The 18,070-nt window shown below is 64.2% G+C and carries 16 protein-coding genes and 1 tRNA gene; 9 read left to right on the top strand and 8 right to left on the bottom strand.

The window, feature by feature from the left end; translation table 11 throughout:
- Window positions 1–22: 22 nt before the first annotated feature.
- Complete coding sequence (locus tag D0T21_RS03665) at window positions 23–997, bottom strand: DUF4105 domain-containing protein (protein ID WP_116988464.1); 975 nt, start codon at window positions 995–997, stop codon at window positions 23–25.
- A gap of 225 nt (window positions 998–1,222) precedes the next feature.
- Between D0T21_RS03665 and D0T21_RS03660 the strand changes: the two genes are divergently transcribed.
- The 3 genes from D0T21_RS03660 (at window position 1,223) to D0T21_RS03650 (ending at window position 3,956) form a co-directional block, all read left to right on the top strand.
- A complete protein-coding gene (locus D0T21_RS03660) occupies window positions 1,223–2,122 on the top strand; it encodes a LysR family transcriptional regulator (protein ID WP_116988463.1) in 900 nt (299 codons plus the stop codon).
- 63 nt (window positions 2,123–2,185) lie between these two features.
- On the top strand, window positions 2,186–3,163 hold the full coding sequence (locus tag D0T21_RS03655) for a gamma-glutamyl-gamma-aminobutyrate hydrolase family protein (RefSeq protein ID WP_116988462.1): 978 nt from the start codon (window positions 2,186–2,188) through the stop codon (window positions 3,161–3,163).
- Window positions 3,164–3,227: 64 nt separating this feature from the next.
- Entirely contained in the window at window positions 3,228–3,956 is a 729-nt protein-coding gene (locus tag D0T21_RS03650) for an ABC transporter substrate-binding protein (RefSeq protein ID WP_116988461.1), read from the top strand.
- Here D0T21_RS03650 and D0T21_RS03645 read toward each other — a convergent pair whose 3' ends face one another.
- Both D0T21_RS03645 and D0T21_RS03640 read right to left on the bottom strand, forming a co-directional pair.
- Window positions 3,957–5,075 (bottom strand): YbdK family carboxylate-amine ligase, encoded by a 1,119-nt coding sequence (locus D0T21_RS03645; RefSeq protein WP_116988460.1) that lies wholly within the window; start codon window positions 5,073–5,075, stop codon window positions 3,957–3,959.
- Window position 5,076: 1 nt separating this feature from the next.
- Window positions 5,077–6,264 (bottom strand): cation:proton antiporter, encoded by a 1,188-nt coding sequence (locus D0T21_RS03640; protein WP_116988459.1) that lies wholly within the window; start codon window positions 6,262–6,264, stop codon window positions 5,077–5,079.
- Between the two features lie 85 nt (window positions 6,265–6,349).
- On the opposite strand from D0T21_RS03640, the gene fghA reads away from it, so the two are divergent.
- A complete protein-coding gene (gene fghA, locus D0T21_RS03635; RefSeq protein ID WP_116988458.1) occupies window positions 6,350–7,195 on the top strand; it encodes an S-formylglutathione hydrolase in 846 nt (281 codons plus the stop codon).
- Here fghA and D0T21_RS03630 read toward each other — a convergent pair whose 3' ends face one another.
- The 3 genes from D0T21_RS03630 to D0T21_RS03620 form a co-directional block, all read right to left on the bottom strand.
- Complete coding sequence (locus D0T21_RS03630; RefSeq protein WP_116988457.1) at window positions 7,196–7,777, bottom strand: DJ-1/PfpI family protein; 582 nt, start codon at window positions 7,775–7,777, stop codon at window positions 7,196–7,198.
- A 91-nt stretch (window positions 7,778–7,868) separates the two neighbouring features.
- Window positions 7,869–8,831 carry a chemotaxis protein gene (locus D0T21_RS03625; RefSeq protein ID WP_116988456.1) on the bottom strand — a complete coding sequence of 321 codons (963 nt, stop codon included), beginning with the start codon at window positions 8,829–8,831 and terminating at the stop codon, window positions 7,869–7,871.
- Window positions 8,832–9,003: 172 nt separating this feature from the next.
- Window positions 9,004–9,079, bottom strand: a tRNA-Gly gene (locus D0T21_RS03620).
- A 114-nt stretch (window positions 9,080–9,193) separates the two neighbouring features.
- On the opposite strand from D0T21_RS03620, the gene D0T21_RS03615 reads away from it, so the two are divergent.
- The 5 genes from D0T21_RS03615 to D0T21_RS03595 all read left to right on the top strand — a co-directional run bounded on the left by D0T21_RS03615 (window position 9,194) and on the right by D0T21_RS03595 (window position 14,602).
- Complete coding sequence (locus tag D0T21_RS03615; protein ID WP_116988455.1) at window positions 9,194–10,828, top strand: Na+/H+ antiporter; 1,635 nt, start codon at window positions 9,194–9,196, stop codon at window positions 10,826–10,828.
- Between the two features lie 48 nt (window positions 10,829–10,876).
- The gene (locus D0T21_RS03610; protein ID WP_116988454.1) at window positions 10,877–11,953 is read left to right on the top strand and encodes a sensor histidine kinase; all 1,077 of its coding nucleotides are present in this window, start codon (window positions 10,877–10,879) and stop codon (window positions 11,951–11,953) included.
- Window positions 11,941–12,738: a LytTR family DNA-binding domain-containing protein gene (locus D0T21_RS03605; protein ID WP_116988453.1), complete on the top strand. Its 798-nt coding sequence runs from the start codon at window positions 11,941–11,943 to the stop codon at window positions 12,736–12,738. The genes D0T21_RS03610 and D0T21_RS03605 overlap by 13 nt, the downstream gene beginning before the upstream one ends.
- A gap of 33 nt (window positions 12,739–12,771) precedes the next feature.
- A complete protein-coding gene (locus D0T21_RS03600) occupies window positions 12,772–13,272 on the top strand; it encodes a VOC family protein (protein WP_116988452.1) in 501 nt (166 codons plus the stop codon).
- Between the two features lie 109 nt (window positions 13,273–13,381).
- The gene (locus D0T21_RS03595; protein WP_116988451.1) at window positions 13,382–14,602 is read left to right on the top strand and encodes an acyltransferase family protein; all 1,221 of its coding nucleotides are present in this window, start codon (window positions 13,382–13,384) and stop codon (window positions 14,600–14,602) included.
- On the opposite strand, the gene D0T21_RS03590 is transcribed toward D0T21_RS03595, so the two are convergent.
- Together D0T21_RS03590 and D0T21_RS03585 are read right to left on the bottom strand one after the other, a co-directional pair.
- Window positions 14,538–16,952, bottom strand: a complete 2,415-nt coding sequence (locus tag D0T21_RS03590) for a penicillin acylase family protein (RefSeq protein ID WP_116988450.1) — start codon at window positions 16,950–16,952, stop codon at window positions 14,538–14,540. The genes D0T21_RS03595 and D0T21_RS03590 overlap by 65 nt on opposite strands.
- A gap of 83 nt (window positions 16,953–17,035) precedes the next feature.
- Complete coding sequence (locus D0T21_RS03585) at window positions 17,036–17,974, bottom strand: bifunctional helix-turn-helix transcriptional regulator/GNAT family N-acetyltransferase (RefSeq protein WP_116988449.1); 939 nt, start codon at window positions 17,972–17,974, stop codon at window positions 17,036–17,038.
- Window positions 17,975–18,070 lie beyond the last annotated feature (96 nt).

The raw sequence follows: 18,070 nt of genomic DNA, 5'->3' as shown, positions 1-18,070 counted from the left end.
TCAAGTAGACTGAGAACAGTTATTATAAATGCAATCTGATGCGATCGGAAAAATCTGTCGCCTTGTCGGCCGCCCGGGCCTTGGCGGTGATGTGGGCTTGCTGCCGCAGCGCGTCGAAACTACCCTGCCCAGCCAGCGCGCCGATGTCGTACAGGTAGCGGTCCAGGTAGCCCGACGCCAGCAGCCGCCAGTCCAACGGCAGGCCAGGATCGATGCGGCGCGCCATTTCGAAGATGATGGTGGTGCAGTTGGCGGTCAGCGTGTTGTAGAAGCGCGGCTCGCGCTTGAGCAGCGCGCCCTCGTCCAGATACGACAGGAACAGCGAACGCATCACTTCCGGCGGCATCTTCAGGCGATACAGATACATGTCCTCGCCGCGCGCGTTGGTGCGCACGCGCAGGATGTCGCGCTCGTCGGCTGCGATCAGCACGGTCTCAAAATGTTTGAAGAAACCGGCGATGGCGTCGAAGCTCTCACCGCGCTCCTTGCGAATCTCGATTGAAAACGTCAGGTAGCGGCCGTCGGCAAAACCGAACGACACCAACGTATGCGCGATGGCCGGCCCCATCCAATACGACAGGGCCACATCGACCGACTGCAACTGCTTCAGATCATATGAACGCTGTTCCCAACGCTGCGTGTAATCGGCATCGCTGCGCCAATCGAAATTGCGCACCTGGTCCAGCGTGACCATGCTGCCCTGCACACGGCCCGTGACCGTGCGCGCCACGTCGTCCGCCCACACGCGGTCGCCACTGGGTTGGATGGTGCTCCACCATCCCATCATCAGCACCACAGCAAGCGCCCAAGGCAGCAACACGCGCGCGCTGCGGCGGCGCCACCACCACACCAGCGTCGCCACGCTGGCGACACCCCAAACCACCGCCATGACAGGCACGGCCTGGAACCACAGCGCGCCGCCGCCCCACAGCGACAGGCACAGCATCAATAAGGAGGCGCACAGCTTGCCGGCGAAGGTCAGGTATTTTTTTAGCATGCCCGATTATAGGGGCATCAGTCCTCTTTATCGTCGACGCTGCTCCCGCCCCCGATCTGGACGAATATTAGTTTTACTGCAATACTTACGATCACGCCGATTATTCCGATGAGTTCCAACATGGCGGTTCCCGTTAGATGGTGAAGAGACGCTTCACTTTAACGGCGCCACGCTTATCAATCCAATATCAAATACGGCGTCCAACTATCTCGAAACGGCATACTGGTGATTTCCCTTAAACAGTTTAAATATTTTGTAGAGATTGTGGAGGCCGGCAGCTACTCACGGGCGGCGGAAAAACTGTACGTCGCGCAATCGGCGCTGAGCCGGCAGATCAAGGAGCTGGAAGACGAGCTGCAAACCCAGCTGCTCACGCGCGACTCGCGCCACATCCTGTTGACGCCGGCCGGCAGCCTGTTCTTCGAACGCAGCAAGCGCATCCTCGAGGACATCGACCACACAGTCGTGCAGGCACGCCAGGTGGGCCTGGGCGCGCAAGGCCTGATCCGTTTGCAGCATTCCAGCTCGGTGATCCTGACGCCGGCAATGACCGCCGCGATGAGCCGGCTGCTGGCGGAGTTCCCCGGCGCGACCCTGGAAATCTCGATGGCGCCGTCGGAGGACCAGACCATGGACATCGAGGAAGGCCGCGCCGATATCGGCCTGATCCGCATGCCGACCCTGCGCAAGTATCCGCACATCCAGGTGCGTGAGCTGACCACGGAGCGGCTGGTGGTGGCGGTGTCGCAGCACTCGCCGCTGGCCAGGCTGGACAACATCGAACTGGCCAGCCTGAGCAAGGAACCGTTCATCTCCATCCCGCACAAGGACCGGGGCGGCCTGAGCTACCTGGTGGCCAATCTGTGCCTGGACCAGGGCTTCTTCCCGACGCCGGCGCGGGTGCTGTCGCGCAAGTCCTCGCAACTGAGCCTGATCGAAGCCGACCTCGGCATCGCCATCGTGCCCGAATGCATGCAGCTGATGGCGCCGGCCGGCGTGCGTTTCATCCCGCTGTCGCACGGCGGCCTGATCACCAAGGTCGGCCTGGCCAGCCGGCGCGAGGCCGAGCCGCTGGTGACCGCCTTCGCCGACGCACTGGTGCGCGAACTCAATCCGGGGTTGTAGCGGGCGACTGATGGCGCTGGCATGTGGCACACTGCAGTCCTGTAGACAAGGCCAGAGGACAGCATGAGCGCGGGACCGGACGACAAGGATCAGGCACAGCCAGCGCCCCACCGGCGCAGCAGCGACCGCGACCGGCGAGCAACGCGCCAGGAGATCGGCACGCCGAGCTATCTGGATCCCGGCGACACCGTCTTCAGCCTGTGGGGCCGCGTGCTGATGGCGCGCTACCGCCGCGTGGCCGCCGCCGTCACGCGCCACATCATCCAGCGGCCGCTGCACATCGGCGTCTCGGCCCGCATCTTCCACCCGGAACCCGGCGCCACCGGCCTGCGCAGCAAGAACCTGCAATATCTCGAAGAGTCCATCGCGCAGTGGGTGATGTCGCGCGATGTGCTGGTGTTCATGATCCCAACCGTCAACACCGACGGCCTGCTCCACCCATCCAACATCCGCCTGCGCGACTATGCCAAGCACCTGGACGGCCTGGTGCTGCAAGGCGGCGCCGATGTCTCGCCGCAAAGCTACTCGGAAACGCCGACCCGTCCCGAATGGAGCGGCGACCGCGCGCGCGATATGTACGAGCTAGAACTGCTGCACGAATTCGTCGAAGCGGGCAAGCCGGTGCTGGGCATTTGCCGCGGCTGCCAGCTGATCAACGTGGCTTTCGGCGGCACGCTGTACCAGGACATCGCCTCCGACGTGCCCGACTCGCTGGCCCACGTCAACGACGACTACGACCGCAACCGCCACGAAGTCAGCTTCCCGGCCGGCTCCTCGCTGGCCAAGCTGTTCAAGGGCAAGAACGCCGGCCTGGTCAACTCCATCCACCACCAGGCCGTCAAGACGCTGGGCCGCGACATGGTGGTGGAAGCGCTGTCAGTGCCGGACAATATGATCGAGGCGATCCGCTACCGCAAGGCGCCCTTCGTCATGGGCCTGCAATGGCATCCGGAGTTCCACCAGGCCGGCGGCGTCGAACTGCTGGACTGCACCGCCATCCTCGACAACTTCCTGCGCGTGGCGCGCGAGACGCGGTTCTAGGAAAATGTTGGCCGAGGCTGCTTGCCGGGTGTAAACTCACGGGATACTCCCAACGAGGCCTCCCATGACGTGTCTGCGTAGCGCCACCATGATCGCTGTCAGCTGTCTGATACTGCCCTGCGCCGCCGAAGATACGATCAACGTCGCCTACAGCGAACGCCCGCCCTACATGGTGGCGATGCCTGGCGGGATGCCCAGCGGCCTGACCGGCACGCCCACCGTCAACGCCTTCAAGGCGGCTGGCATACCCGTCAACTGGCAAAACCTGCCGACCAACCGTCAACTGCTGATGATCCACGACGCCAGCGCGCTGAACTGCGCGGTCGGCTGGTTCTGGACAGCGGAGCGGGAAGGCTTCGCCAAATTCACCAAGCCGATCTACCGCGACAAGGATTGGATGGTGCTGGCCAACGCCGCCCTGGCCGCGCGCGGCGATACGTCGCTGCACCAGCTGCTGCAACGGCCTGAAACCCGCATCATCGTGAAAGACAACTACTCCTACGGCACGGAACTGGACAAGCTGCTGGCGCCGCGCAAGGCCACACTGGCCATTTCCACGGCCTCCGCCGGCAAGATGGTGCAATCGATCAGCAAGGGCGTGGTGGACATGATGTTCATCTCCGAGGACGAAGGCAGATACGTCATGGCCCACCATCCCGCATCCGAGACCGGCAACCTGCGCCTGTTGCACTTCAAGGACATGCCGCACGGTCCGGAACGCCACATCATGTGCAGCAAGAGCGTGCCGGACGACGTCATCAACCGCCTGAACAAGGCGATCGCCGCCAAATAATCACTCGCCCCGGAAGCGCTGGATCGCCGCGTCGACCATGCCTTCGGCGCTGCCGCTGCGGTCGAATTGCTGGCGCAGGTAGTGGGCGTCGCTGCCCTCGTGCGTGACCTGCACCAGATGCTGCAGGCCCGCCGTGCCACCCAGCGCGGCGCCGTGCGGCTCCATCTTGCGCAGCGTGGTCAGGATGTCTTCGCGCAGCGACAGGCTTTCATACGTCTTCGGATGCACCAGCGTGCCGTCCAGGCCGAAGCGGCAAGCCTGAAAGCGGTTGTAGTTATAGACCAGGTAGTCGTCCTCCACCGGCGCCTCCTCGCGGCGCTCCAGCAGGTAGCGGCACAGCGCCTGCAGATACACGGCCAGCGCCGCCGCCCGCTCCACCGTCAGCGGCGTGTCGCACACGCGCAGCTCGATGGTGCCGAACTCCGGCTTCGGCCGGATATCCCAGTAGAAGTCCTTCATGCTCTTGATAACGCCGGTATGCTCCATCTTGGCGAAGTACTCGTGCTCGAAGGTCGACCAGCTTTGCGTGAACGGCGCCCGCCCGCTCATCGGGAAGGCGAACACGGAGTTCAGCCGCGCCGAATTGAACAGCGTGTCGTTGCCCTGCACATAAGGCGACGACGACGACAACGCGATGAAGTGCGGCACGTAGCGACTCAGCGAATGCAGCAGGAACAGCGCGTCGTCGCCCGAGGCGCAGCCGATGTGCACGTGCTGGCCGAAAATCGTAAACTGTTTAGCCAGATAGCCGTACAGTTCCGACACTTCCTTGAAACGCGGCTTGGAGAAAATCCTGCGCTCCGACCATTTCTGGAACGGATGCGTGCCGCCGCCGCAGATGCCGATGTTGAGCTGCTCGCCGGCTTGCACCAGCGTATCGCGGATCACCTGCAATTGCGACACCAGCTCGTTGTGATGCGTGTGCACGTCGCTGTTAATCTCGATCATGCTCTCGGTGATTTCCGGCGTGACGTTGCCGGGAAACGGCTTGCGGCTCAACAGGTGCAGCAAGTCCGGGCTGGACGCGGTCAGATCGAAGTCCGACAGGCTCACCAGTTGCAGCTCCAGCTCCACGCCCATGGTGAGCGGCTGCGATGATTTGAAGGGTTCCAATGGCATGTTAATGCTCCTCTTTAGCCGGGGTTTCGTTAGCCCAGATCAGCGCCCGTTGCGTGATGATGGGGCCTACCACTTCCAGCAGCAGCGTCATCGCCGCCAGCGCGGCCAGTTCGTCGACCAGCACGATGCCCATGTAGCGGGTCTGCTCCAGCAGCAGCGTGACGAACACCGACATCGGCGACAACGCGATCCCGGTCAGCACGCCCTTGCGCCACGAGATGCCGCCGACGTGCGCGAACGCCGCCACGGCGGCCGCCTTGACCAGGAAGCGCGCCAGCACCAGCACCACACCCAGGCCGGCGCCGGCGACCACACGGTCCCACTCCAGCGTGGAGACGGCAAACACGAACAGCAGCACCGTCAGCAGTTCGCCGATGCCGCCGAAGTTGCGCTCGGTGCGGCTGAAGGCGACTCGGCTGTGGCGCGCGGCCAGGCCGAAAGTCAGCGTCGCCAGCACCGGCGAGACGTCGAAGGCATGCGCCAGCGCCACCAGCAGCACCACGCCCATCGCGAAGGCGACGGTGCCGTCCTGCGCGATCGCGCCCAGGCGGCGCAGCACGGCCGGCACGATAAAGCCCAGCACCGCGCCCATCACGGCCGACATCAGCAGTTCGATCAGGCTGTGCGACACGGCTTGCGTCAGGCTACCCGAGGTCTGGAACACCCAGAAGCCCACCACCACCTTGAACACGAACACCGCCAGCACGCAGTTGATGGCCACCAGGTGCAACACGCGCTCGGTCACCTGACCCGAACTGTCTGCCTCGTTAATCACGCGCAGCACACCGGCCGGCGAAGTGGACATGGCCAGCGACGCCAGCAATAGCGAGGTCAGCGACGGCATGCCGGTCAGGTGGGAAATCAGATAGACCACGCCGAAAGTGGCGGCCGATTCGGCCAGCCCGCTGACCGCGATCCAGGGATTAATCCGCAGCCAGTGCAGATTGATGCGATAACCAAATTCAAACAGTATCAGTCCGAAGGCCAGGTTGGCCAACAGGGTCACAGTGCTCGATGCGCCGCTGCTCAGTGCAGTCGGGAAGGCCTGCGCCATTAAAAAACCGACCAGGCCGTACACGCTGATGCGCGGCAAACGGGTCCAGCGGTGTATGAATTCTCCTGACAGCCAAGCCAGTGCAATTGCCAAGGGCCAGCCTAGTTCGGCCATGAAGACCTGAATATCCGGCATGTACTTCTCCTTTTAAAAGATACTTGTACAATTCTGTACAATTACTGGCGTTTTGACTGTGCGCTAAGAAACATAAGGGAGCAACATGCTTGAACTAATCAGCGAACACGCCTGTTTTGGCGGCGTACAGCGCTTCTACCAACACGCATCGCGCGAAATCGGCCTGCCGATGCGCTTTTCCGTTTTCATTCCAGTCAAGGCCGCCGAAGGCCGCGTGCCGGCGCTGTTCTACCTGGCCGGGCTGACCTGCAACGAAGAGACTTTCATGATCAAGGCCGGCGCCCAACGCGCCGCCGCCGAGGCGGGCCTGATCCTGATCGCGCCGGACACCAGCCCGCGCGGCGCCGGCGTCGATGGCGAAACGGACAACTGGGATTTCGGCGTCGGCGCCGGCTTCTATCTCGACGCGACGCAGGAACCGTGGGCCACGCACTACCGCATGTACAGCTACATCCACGAACTGCGCGAACTGGTGGTAAAGGAACTGCCGGTGGACGCCGAACGCATCGGCATCTTCGGCCACTCGATGGGCGGCCACGGCGCGCTGACAATAGCGTTGAAGCGGCCGGACCTGTTCCATTCCGTCTCCGCCTTCGCGCCGATCGCGGCGCCGTCGATGTGCCCGTGGGGTAAGAAGGCCTTCAGCGGCTACCTCGGCGACAATCCTGGCGCATGGGAACAGTACGACGCCAGCCTGCTGATGGCGCGCTTGCACACGCCCTTCCCGGCCGGCATCCTGATCGACCAGGGTTTGGGCGACAAGTTCCTCAAGGAGCAGCTGTATCCCGAGGTATTCGAAGCGGCCTGCCGCACCGCCGCGCAGCCGCTGGAACTGCGGCGGCATGCGCGTTACGATCACGGCTACTACTTCATCGCCAGCTTCATGGAAGACCACATCCGCTTCCACGCGCGCTGCCTGGCGGCACTGTAGTTAAAGCTTGATTTCCGTGCCCAGACGCTGCAGGAACTGGCCCAGCCACGCCGGGTGCGCGGGCCAGGCCGGTGCGGTGACGAAGTTGCCGTCGGTGACAGCCTGGTCCACAGGAATGTCGGCATAATTGGCGCCGGCCAGCTTGACTTCCGGCGAGCAGGCCGGATAGGCCGAAATGGTCTTTCCGCGAATGACATCGGCCGCCGCCAGCAGTTGCGCGCCGTGGCAAACGGCGGCGATCGGCTTGTTCGCGGCGGCGAACTGCTGCACGATCTCGATCACGCGCGGATTGAGCCGCAGGTATTCCGGTGCGCGGCCGCCGGCGATCATCAGCCCGTCATATTGGGCGACATCGACTTCCGCGAAGTTGGCGTTAAGCGCGAACAGGTGGCCCGGTTTTTCCGTGTAGGTCTGGTCGCCCTCGAAGTCATGAATCGCGGTCTTGATGGTGTCGCCCGCCCGCTTGTCGGGGCACACCGCGTGCACCGTATGCCCCACCATTTGCAGCGCCTGGAACGGCACCATGGTTTCGTAATCCTCCGCAAAGTCGCCCGTCAGAAACAGTATTTTCTTAGCCGCCACGGTATATCCTTTCGAGAAATGAAAAACAAAAAAAGGGCCGTGACGTCGCCGTCACGGCCCTTCGATAGTACCCTTGTTCGGCTCGGCGTGCTTACGCGGCAGCCTTGGCCAGCACGGTGCGGATGGTGCCCGCCAGCTCCTCGGCCGAGAACTTGGCCACGTAGGCGTCCGCGCCCACGCCCTTGACGTGGTCTTCGTTGGTCTTGCCCGTCAACGAGGAATGGATCACGACAGGAATCTTGGCGAAGCGCGCATCCTGCTTCACCAGGCGGGTCAGCGTGAAGCCGTCCATCTCCGGCATTTCCAGGTCGGTCAGGATCATGGCCACGCGGTCGGTGATCGGCACGCCTTCGGCCTTGGCGCCGTCGGAAATATGCTGCAGGCGATCCCAGGCTTCCTTGCCGGACTTGGTCATGATGAAGTGCACCCCCATCGCTTCCAGGCCCTTTTCGATCAGGTTGCGGGCGACCACGGAATCGTCCGCCGCCAGGATCACCGCGCCCGGCTTGAGGATGACTTTCGGGCCGATGGTTTCAGGGTCGACGTCCTTGCCTTCGGACGGCACCAGCTCGCGCAAGATGGTTTCCACGTCCAGCACCTGCGCCAGACGGGTGTTCTGCACGTCGCCGTCGACGCGGGCGATACTGGTGACCTTGCCGCCGGCGGTGCCTTCGGCGGTCAGCACCTGGCTCCAGTCCAGGCGCACGATTTCATCCACCGATTCCACGGCAAACGCCTGGGTGGTGCGGGCAAATTCCGTCACCAACATGATATTCAGACCGGTTTTTGGGGTCACACCGACGATGCCTGGCAAATCCAGCACCGTGATGATTTGTCCGCGCAGATTGACGACGCCCAGCATATGTGGCGGGGATCCGGCCACTGCGGTCACTTCCGGCATCGCGACGATTTCGCGGATTTTGAAGACGTTAATACCGAACAACTCGGAATGTTCGCCGTTGGCGTCGGCGCCAAGGCGGAACAGTAGCAGTTCGAATTTATTGGAGTTGGTCAGGTTACTGCGCTCATCAACTTCCTGCTGAACTGATTTCATAGATTTCGTCTCCGTCGGTGGTAGCTTCGTAGCAAGTATAGCGGCTGCCACTGCCCCCGTCACACTTTGAGAGTAGAGATATTGTTTTACAGCACGAGATACAACGTTTGCCAGACCCACGGACATAAAAAAAGGAAGCCCGCAGGCTTCCTTTTAATGTGCTACTGAATTCTGGAGCGGGAGAAGAGTCTCGAACTCTCGACCTCAACCTTGGCAAGGTTGCGCTCTACCAACTGAGCTACTCCCGCAGAAGACGAAATTATGACAGAAAGATCTCGACATTACTAGTGCTCAGCTTCAACTTTTTACAAAACCATCGATGGTGTAAGCTGGCTAACATTTCGCAATGATGAAGGAATGGGATGGATTCGATTGAAGTCGTGCTGGTGATGCTACTGGCGGTGGTGGCCAGCGCCTATCTCACCCGCTTCCTGCCGCGCGCGGTGCCACTACCGCTGGTGCAGATCGCGCTCGGCGCGCTGATCGCCGCCAAGTCCACCCGTGGCGTCGACCTGGAGCCGGACCTGTTCTTCCTGGTGTTCCTGCCGCCGCTGCTGTTCCTGGACGGCTGGCGCATCCCCAAGAGCGGTCTGCTGCGCGACAAGGGCACCATCCTGGAGCTGGCGCTGGGGCTGGTGATCTTCACCGTCATCGGCGCCGGCTTCCTGATCCACTGGCTGATTCCCGCCATGCCGCTGCCGGTCGCCTTCGCGCTGGCCGCCATCATTTCGCCGACCGATCCGATCGCCGTCAGCGCCATCGCCGCCACCACGCCCATCCCCAAGCGCCTGATGCACATCCTGGAGGGCGAATCGCTGCTGAACGATGCGTCCGGCCTGGTGTGCTTCCGCTTCGCCGTGGCCGCCGCGCTGACCGGCGCGTTTTCGGTCAGCACCGCCACCCTCACCTTCATCTGGCTGGTGGTGGCCGGCATCGGCGCCGGCGTCGCGGTGACCATGCTGGTGACGCGCGCGCAATACTGGCTGAGCTGCCGCTACGGCGAACCGACCGGCTCGCCCATCCTGGTCAGCCTGCTGCTGCCGTTCGGCGCCTACCTGGTGGCGGAACGCCTGCACGCTTCCGGCATCCTGGCGGCGGTGGCGGCCGGCATCACCATGAGCTACGCGGAGCTCGGCGGCCACACGCTGGCCAATACACGCATCCAGCGCTCAGCCGTGTGGGACACGGTGCAGTTCGCGCTGAACGGCATCATGTTCGTGCTGCTGGGCGAACAGCTGCCGGACATCTTCCGCGGCGCCAGCGCCACCATCGAGGAGAGCGGCCATTTGAATCCGTGGTGGCTGGCGGTGTACGCGGTGGCCATCAATGTCGGCCTGCTGGTGCTGCGGATGCTGTGGGTGTGGGCTTCGCTGCGGCTGACCATCTACAAGCAGAAGATGCGCAACCAGCCGCGCATCAAGATTAATCCGCGCCTGCTGCTGGCGACCACGCTGGCCGGCGCGCGCGGCGCCATCACGCTGGCGGGCGTGCTGACGCTGCCGCTGGCCATGCCCGACGGCACACCCTTCCCGGCGCGCGCGCTGACCATTTTCCTGGCCTGCTCGGTGATCCTGATCTCGCTGCTGACGGCCAGCCTGGGCCTGCCGCGCCTGTTGGCCGGCATGACCTTCCCGGCGTCGCCGGAGGAACAGCAGGAGGAAGACCTGGCGCGGCGCGCGGCCGCCAACGCCGCCATCACCGCCGTCGAGCAGGCGCAGATCGCCTTGATGGAGGCCGAGTCCTGCGTCGACCCCGAGGTGTACCCGCAAGCGGCGGCGCGCATCATCGCCTTCTACCAGCACAAGCTGCGCGAAGTCGACCCCGACAACGACGCCGCCTGGCGCAAGACCGACCACGCCGAGAAGGAACTGCGGCTGGCGGCGCTGGAGGCGGAGCGGCACACCGTCTACGAGCTGGCGCGGCACGACCATATCTCCGACGAGATTTCGCGCAAACTGGTGCGCGAGATCGACCTGGTGGAAGCGCGCTACCGCTAGTCTCCCATCTCATTGACGTATTGATAAGAATCGGTAATCATCAGGGCCATGCTACCAAAGCGCACACAAATCACCATCGCCGCCGCCTGGATCCTATTCTGGCTGCTGATGAACGTCACCGCCGTTCAGGAATATCTGCGCGACCATGAGCACGGTGTGTGGAAGCCGATCCTGTGGGAGAGCTCGTCCGCGCTGACCGGCACCTTGCTGTTGCTGGCCCAGCGCCATTTCACGCGCAGGTACGACCATCTGCTGGCGCAGCCGCTGCGCTGGTTCGCGCGCCAGCTGGTGTGGCTGCCGATCTACTGGGTGCTGTTCGTGCCGATCGCCTTCGGCATCCGCGCCGGCGTGTACGCGCTGGCCGGCGAAACCTACGAGCACATGCCGTGGCCGCAAACCTTTATGTACGAAGATGTGAAGATGACGGTGTTCTTCAGCATCTTCGCCACCATCATGTTCGGCGTGCTGTCCTACCACGCGATGCAGAACGAGAAGCTGCGGGTCGAGCGGGTCAACGCCTCGCTGCGCGAAGCCCAGCTGCTGAGGCTTACCCAGCAGATGCAGCCGCACTTCCTGTTCAACGCCCTCAACACCATCTCCTCGCTGATGCACAGCGACGTGGCGCGCGCCGATGCGATGCTGATCCAGCTGGCCGACGTGCTGCGCGCCACGCTCGACGTCAGCGAGCAGCACCAGGTCACACTGGAGATGGAGCTGCGTCTGCTGCGCGGCTACGCGGCGCTGATGAGTGAACGGTTTTCCGACCGCGTGCACATCGACTGGCGCATCGACGATGCGCTGCTGGGCTGCCAGGTACCGGTGATGAGCATGCAGCCGCTGCTGGAGAACATCTTCAAGCACACCGTCGAACGGCGCCGCCAGGCCACCGGCATCACCATCTCGGCCAGCCGCGACCAGGACGTTATGCTGCTGCGATTGGAAGACGACGGCGGCATGCTGCCGGCCGCCAACGCGGCTCGCGACGCGCGACCAAACGGCGGCATCGGCGTGCGCAACCTGCGCGAACGGCTGGCGGCCTTGTACGGCGCCGGCGCCTCCTTCGATCTGATCCAGCTGTCGCCCGCCGGCGTGCGGGCAGAAATGCGATTGCCATGCGTGTCCTGATCGTCGACGACGAGCGCCCGGCGCGCGACAAGATGCGCCGCCTGCTGGAGCTGGAGCCGGACATCAGCGCCATCGACGAAGCCCGCGATGGCGTCGAGGCGCTGGAACGCCTGCCCGGCTTCGCGCCCGACCTGCTGCTGCTCGACATCCAGATGCCCGAGATCACCGGCCTGGAAGTCGCCGCCTCGCTGCCGGCGCCGGCGCCGCTGGTGGTGTTCGTCACCGCCTACGACGAATACGCGATCCGCGCCTTCGACGCCAACGCCATCGACTACCTGCTCAAACCCTACGACCAGCAGCGCCTGCAACGCGCCCTCCAGCGCGTGCGCGAACGCCTCGCCCAGCAACGCGCCGCCCTGACCGTCCAGCCCATGCCGCCAACGCTTAACGAAGAACCAACCCCTATCAAATCGCATCCACTGCCCGACATCAGCCAGTTGCTGATCCCGGAACGAGGCGGCACCCGCATCGTCCGCGTCGAACACATTCAGTGGATAGAAACGGCCGACAACTACGTCGTGCTGCACACCGCCGACGGCCAGCCGCTGATGCGGCAGACCCTGGCCGGCCTGGTCGACAAGCTCGGCCCGCGCTTCCAGCGCTGCCACCGGCGCGCCGCCGTGCAGCTGGACTGGATCGCCAGCGTGCAGCACCTCGACAAGGGCGACGGCGAACTGGTGCTGCGCAGCGGCGTGCGCGTGCCCTGCTCGCGCCAGTACCGGGCCGAAGTGATGGAGCGCCTGCAAGCACCTATCCGTGCGCCGGAGCGGCCGCCGTCCTGTTAACCTGTCAGTCTCTCACCAGACCAGGAGACAACCATGCACAGCATCCAGAAGATCACCCCCTTCCTGTGGTTCTCGGGGCAAGCCGAGGAAGCGGCCGAGTTCTACGTCAACATCTTCCGCAATTCCAAAATCTGCAATATCGTCCGCTACACCGAGGCCGGCCAGGAGCAGCACGGCCAGTCGCCCGGCAGCGTGATGATCGTCACCCTGAAGCTGGACGGCCAAGACTTCACCCTGCTGAACGGCGGCCCGGCCTTCCAGTTCACGCCGGCGGTATCGTTCGTGGTCAACTGCGAAAGCCAGGAAGAAATCGACCATTTCTGGAACCAGCTGTCCGAGGGCGGCGCACCGGAGGCCAGGCAATGCGGCTGGCTGGCCGACAAGTTCGGCCTGTCGTGGCAAATCGTGCCGACGGCCTTGCCGACCATGCTGATGGACGCCGATACCGAGAAGGCCGGGCGCGTCATGGCGGCCCTGATGGGCATGAAAAAGATCGACCTCGCGGCACTGAAAAAGGCCTACGGCGGGCAATAATCAAGCCGACAAACCGGTTCGCCCCGGCCGCATCCCGGTTCGCCCCAGCGCGCTGGACGACGGCCGAGCGGCCTCGCTAGACTGGCTTCATTCAACCTGGAGCCAGCCTATGAACACCACCGAGAACAACCGCCTGTACTTCCTCGACTGGATACGCATCTTCGCGTTCTTCGTCCTGATCTTCTACCACACCGGCATGTACTACGTAACTTGGGGCTGGCATGTCAAAAGCCCTTACGCCAGCGACGCCATCGAACCGCTGATGATGTTGTCCTCGCCATGGCGGCTTGGCCTGCTGTTCATGATCTCCGGCGTCGCCACCGCCTTCATGCTGCAGAAAATCCGCGTCGGCGCCCTGCTCAAGCAGCGCAGCTGGCGCCTGCTGGTGCCGCTGGTGTTCGGCATGCTGGTGATCGTGCCGCCGCAGCCATATTTTGAAGTGATCGAAAAGCTCAACTACGCCGGCAGCTACGCCGACTTCATGCGCCTGTACGTCAGCGGCTACCACGGCTTCTGCAAGGACGGCGGCTGCCTCGACCTGCCGACCTGGAACCATCTGTGGTTCGTGGTCTACCTGTGGGCCTACACAATGGTGATCGGTGGAGTGGCAGCGCTGGCCGGCGCCGAACGCCTGCGTTCGTGGTCCGCCACGCTGGGCCGCCAGCTGACCGGCTGGAAGATCATCGCGTTGCCGGTGCTGGTGCTGTTCGTCGCCCGCTATGCGCTGGTCGAGTACTTCCCCGAAACCCACGCGCTGGTCAACGACTGGTACAACCACGCCCACTACTTCTTCCTGTTCGCGATGGGCGTGATGCTGGCGCTGCAAAAGGGCTTCTGGGCCAATGTGGACAAGCTGCGCTGGACCAGCCTGGGTCTGTGGCTGTTCAGCTGGGTGGTGGTGGTGGTCCTGAACGCGATGCCGGAGCCGGTGGCCAACCTGCCCATCATTGCGCAACTGAAGCCGCTGCTGCGCATGATCGTCTGCCTCGGTCAATGGGCGCCCATCATGGCGATCTGCGGCTTCGGCCATCGCCACCTGGCCTTCGACAGCGCCAAGCGCCGCTACCTGACCGAAGCCGTGTTCCCGGTCTACATCGTGCACCAGACGCTGATCGTCAGCATGGCGCACTGGCTCAAACCCGTGAAGCTGGCGCCCGGCATCGAAGGCGTGGTGCTGGTCGTGCTGACCTTCACCATCAGCTTCGGCGTGTTCGAGGTGGTGCGCCGCATCGCCGTGCTGCGCCCACTGTTCGGACTCGGTCGCGCTACTTCACAAACGTCAGCGTATGCGCCGCAGGTCCCGGCAGCAGCGGCGAGTCCCTCCCACTGAGCCAATCGCTGCGGCCATCCAGGAAGTACGGCGACAAGGGATGGCCGCTCTGCCCACCCGGCATGTTGAAGATGCCCTGCTCCTCATGGCCCGGCGACACCGTCAGCCGCTCCGACTGGCCGAAGGCCGGCCCAGCCACGCGCGGCATGTGCTGGTCGCCCGACAGCATGTCCGGCGCCACTTTCAGGTATTTGCCCAGCACCGGCACCAACGCCGCGAACGGATGCGCGCTGGCCGCCGTATTGCGTTGGCCCCAGGTGGCGCTGGCCAGCGGCTTGCCGTCCTTGGTCAGGTCGGCGATCACAGTATCCAGCGCCTCCAGCTGCAAGGCCTGCCAGCTGGCGTACTGCGGCGGCAGCCAGCCGGCCGGCTGCTGGTCCAGCACGCGCGCCACTACCACCGGCCAGCGCGACGTCACCGCCGCCATGCTGGATTTGGGGTCGATCTTCTTCATTTCCCCGTTGGCGGTCTCGAACAGGATGTCGTACAGCGCGTACATGTAGGCGCGCGTGATGCGGTAGCCTACCGAGTCCACACTGGCCTTGCCGGTCCAGCTGTCCTTCAGCAGCTTCAGCGCTTCGGCGCGTTGTGGATGGCCTTCGACGGCCTTGCTGTCCAGCGCCGCGATGGCGCGATCACGCCAGGCGCTCATGAAGATGGCGCGGTCGTCCAGCGTGATGGCGTAGACTTTTTTCACATCGGTCTTGGGACCCAGCGCGGTCAGGTCGTCACGTACCTGGTGGGTGCGCGCGCCGAGATCGAAACCGCCGTCGCCCAGCAGTTCCGCGCCGGCGTTGGCCAGTTGGCGGCTGTTGGCGGTGGCCAGCTGGCCGCTTGCCGGGTTGACTACCTTCGGATATTCCTCCGGCTTGAGCCAGCCGGTCCAGACGCCGGCCTGGTCGTCCACCGACAGCGGATAAGTGGCGGCCACGCCGGCCGGCGCGCGGCGCGGCAGCGCACCGGCGATGGTCCAGCCGATATTGCCCTTGTCATCGCCGCCGACAAAATTCTGCGCCGGGATGCCCATCGTCGGCGCGATCGCCAGCGCCTGATCCAGCGTGTCGGCGAGTTCCAGGTTCTTGGCGTTGACGTTGACGGCGGCCGCCGTGTGCGCGACCCAGTGGATGGCGTAGCTGCGGCCCATGGCCTCGCGGATCGGACCGAGGCTGGTTTCGCGCACGGCCAGTTTGGTGGCCGGTTCGCCTTTGATTAATATCGTTTCCTCATGCAGCACCGGGGTCTCCCAGCCGGCCTGGGTGCGTACCTGGCCAGGCTTGGCCGGGTCGGTGTCGAGTGCGATCAGGTCGAGATAATCGCCATAGCTGTTGGTGAAACCCCAGGCCACATGGCCGTTACTACCAACCACCACCACCGGCGCTCCCGGCAGCGTCACGCCGACCACGCGGCGCTGGCCGCCTTTCCCGTCGGGGAACTGCAAGGCCGCGCGGTACCAGATCGCCGGCAGCTGGATACCGAGGTGCATATCGTCCGACACGATGGCGCCGCCGGTGTCGCTGCGGGCGCCGGCCACGGCCCAGTTGTTGCTGCCCACGGTGTTGAGGAATTCCGCCCCCGCCACCTTGGGATCGGTGTGCGACTTTTCTCCGCTCTCTTTCGGCTTGCCCCACCATGCGGGCGGCGCGGCCGGGATCGCGATGTCCGCCGCCGCGATGGTTTGGGCGTCGAGCGGCGCATCCCATTGCGTCGATTCTGGCGCCAGGAAGGCGCGCTGTTCTTCGGTCGCATGGTCGCGGAACCAGCCGCGTGCCAGTTCGCGCGGTTCCTGGCTGCCTTGCAGGTCAAAGTACATGGCCCAGATCACCAGCAGCGAATCGGCTGCGGACCAGGCGCGCGGCGGCATGCCGATCAGCGAGTACTCGAATGGCTTGGCGCTCAGCTTATCGAGGCCCGCGTTGACGCCGGCCACATAGCGGTCCAGCAGCGCGCGGTCGGCGGTCGGCATGGCCGCCAGCGCCAGTTCGGCGCGGGCGCGGAAGCGGTGCAGGCGATGGGATTTATCCAACGGCAGTGCGCGCGCGCCGAACAGTTCGGACAATTCGCCGGCCGATACACGGCGCAGCAAATCCATCTGGAAGTAGCGCTCCTGCGCGTGGACGAAACCGGTGGCGTAGGCCACGTCCAGCCGGCTGCCGCCGCTGATGACCGGCACGCCGTGTTCATCGCGCGCCACGCTGGCGCCGGTCTCCAGTCCCGCCGCCTGCACCGTGCCCTCCAACTGCGCCAGGCTGCCACGTAAAAACAACCAGGCCGCCGCGATGGCAAGCACGATCAACCCTACCAACCCGATTACGACACGCTTGGACCACACCGCCAGCCTGTTCTTTTGCATAGAATCCCCACGATTGATTAAATTGCCATGTTGGGGATAGTGCCAGAGAATCGGCCGCTCAGGCAATCAGCTGGTTGATGTCATCAGAGCGCCAGCTCCCAGGTTTCGTTGACCATGTCTTGGCCGAAGGCGTGTACCGGCTCCTCGGCCACCAGCACATAACCCTTGCTGCGGTAGATCTGGCGGGCTTCCTTTTGCTGGTCCGTGGTCCACAGGCGCATGGTGCGGTAGCCGGCGGCGCGCGCGTAGCGGTGGCATTCGTCCACCAGCCGCGAGCCGAGGCCGTAGCCGCGCGCCGGCTCTTCCACCAGCAGCAGTCGCAGCTTGCCCACACCCTCCTCGCCGCTGCGCGCCAGCGCTATCGAGCCGACCGGCTGGCCCGCCATCTCGGCGATCCAGCACTGCTCCTGCGCCGGATCGAAGTGTTGCGCGAAGTCGGCGCAGATCTCGCCGACCAGCGTTTCGAAGGTGTCGTCCCAACCCTGCTCCGCCGTGTACAGCGCGCCGTGGCGGCGGGTGATCCACTCCATGTCGCCTGGACGGAAGGTCCGCAGCACGAAAGGCTGGGCGTATTTGAGGCCGCTGCCAGCGTCCAGCAGCTGCTGGATGGTGTGCATCGCATCGAGCATGCGTAGTTGGTCAGCCTCGCCGAAACGGTCCAGCAGGTCCCCGATTTCGTCGCGGGAGCGGCGCTCCAGCGGCTCGTAGACGGCGCGGCCCTGCGCCGTCAGGTGCAGCAGCTTGGAGCGGCCGTCGGTGGCGGATGGCACCTTGGAGACCAGCCCCGCGCTCTCGAACTTGGCCAGGATGCGGCTCAGGTATCCGCGGTCCAGGCCAAGGTCGCGGCCCAGCACCGCCGCCGGCTGGTCGCCGTGCTGGGCCAGCTCGTACAACACGCGCGTCTCGGTCAGCGTGTATTCGCTGTGCAGCAGGCCTTCGCGCAGCACGCCAATCTGGCGCGTGAAGAAGCGGTTGAAGGAACGGACCGCCGCGACACGGTCATCGAAAATAGGAACAGACATACGACCTCCGGCTAGAACATAAGCCGATTTTGCAACAGATTGTTGACTCAGTCAACATTAAATGCCGCAACTGGCGCAGCGGTGTTAGAGTCATAA

Origin of the sequence: Duganella sp. BJB476 (assembly GCF_003416895.1) — a bacterium.
In the GTDB taxonomy this organism is placed as follows: domain Bacteria; phylum Pseudomonadota; class Gammaproteobacteria; order Burkholderiales; family Burkholderiaceae_D; genus Rugamonas.
This window is presented reverse-complemented; position numbering and strand designations above follow the sequence as displayed.

Excerpts from the sequence above, each read along its gene's own strand:
- D0T21_RS03615 (WP_116988455.1), top strand. The coding sequence starts at position 9,194 with ATGGATTCGATTGAAGTCGTGCTGGTGATGCTACTGGCGGTGGTGGCC.
- D0T21_RS03645 (WP_116988460.1), bottom strand. The coding sequence starts at position 5,075 with ATGCCATTGGAACCCTTCAAATCATCGCAGCCGCTCACCATGGGCGTG.
- D0T21_RS03585 (WP_116988449.1), bottom strand. The coding sequence starts at position 17,974 with ATGTCTGTTCCTATTTTCGATGACCGTGTCGCGGCGGTCCGTTCCTTC.
- D0T21_RS03650 (WP_116988461.1), top strand. The coding sequence starts at position 3,228 with ATGACGTGTCTGCGTAGCGCCACCATGATCGCTGTCAGCTGTCTGATA.
- D0T21_RS03655 (WP_116988462.1), top strand. The coding sequence starts at position 2,186 with ATGAGCGCGGGACCGGACGACAAGGATCAGGCACAGCCAGCGCCCCAC.
- D0T21_RS03665 (WP_116988464.1), bottom strand. The coding sequence starts at position 997 with ATGCTAAAAAAATACCTGACCTTCGCCGGCAAGCTGTGCGCCTCCTTA.
- D0T21_RS03605 (WP_116988453.1), top strand. The coding sequence starts at position 11,941 with ATGCGTGTCCTGATCGTCGACGACGAGCGCCCGGCGCGCGACAAGATG.
- D0T21_RS03595 (WP_116988451.1), top strand. The coding sequence starts at position 13,382 with ATGAACACCACCGAGAACAACCGCCTGTACTTCCTCGACTGGATACGC.
- D0T21_RS03625 (WP_116988456.1), bottom strand. The coding sequence starts at position 8,831 with ATGAAATCAGTTCAGCAGGAAGTTGATGAGCGCAGTAACCTGACCAAC.
- D0T21_RS03600 (WP_116988452.1), top strand. The coding sequence starts at position 12,772 with ATGCACAGCATCCAGAAGATCACCCCCTTCCTGTGGTTCTCGGGGCAA.
- D0T21_RS03590 (WP_116988450.1), bottom strand. The coding sequence starts at position 16,952 with ATGCAAAAGAACAGGCTGGCGGTGTGGTCCAAGCGTGTCGTAATCGGG.
- fghA (WP_116988458.1), top strand. The coding sequence starts at position 6,350 with ATGCTTGAACTAATCAGCGAACACGCCTGTTTTGGCGGCGTACAGCGC.
- D0T21_RS03640 (WP_116988459.1), bottom strand. The coding sequence starts at position 6,264 with ATGCCGGATATTCAGGTCTTCATGGCCGAACTAGGCTGGCCCTTGGCA.
- D0T21_RS03610 (WP_116988454.1), top strand. The coding sequence starts at position 10,877 with ATGCTACCAAAGCGCACACAAATCACCATCGCCGCCGCCTGGATCCTA.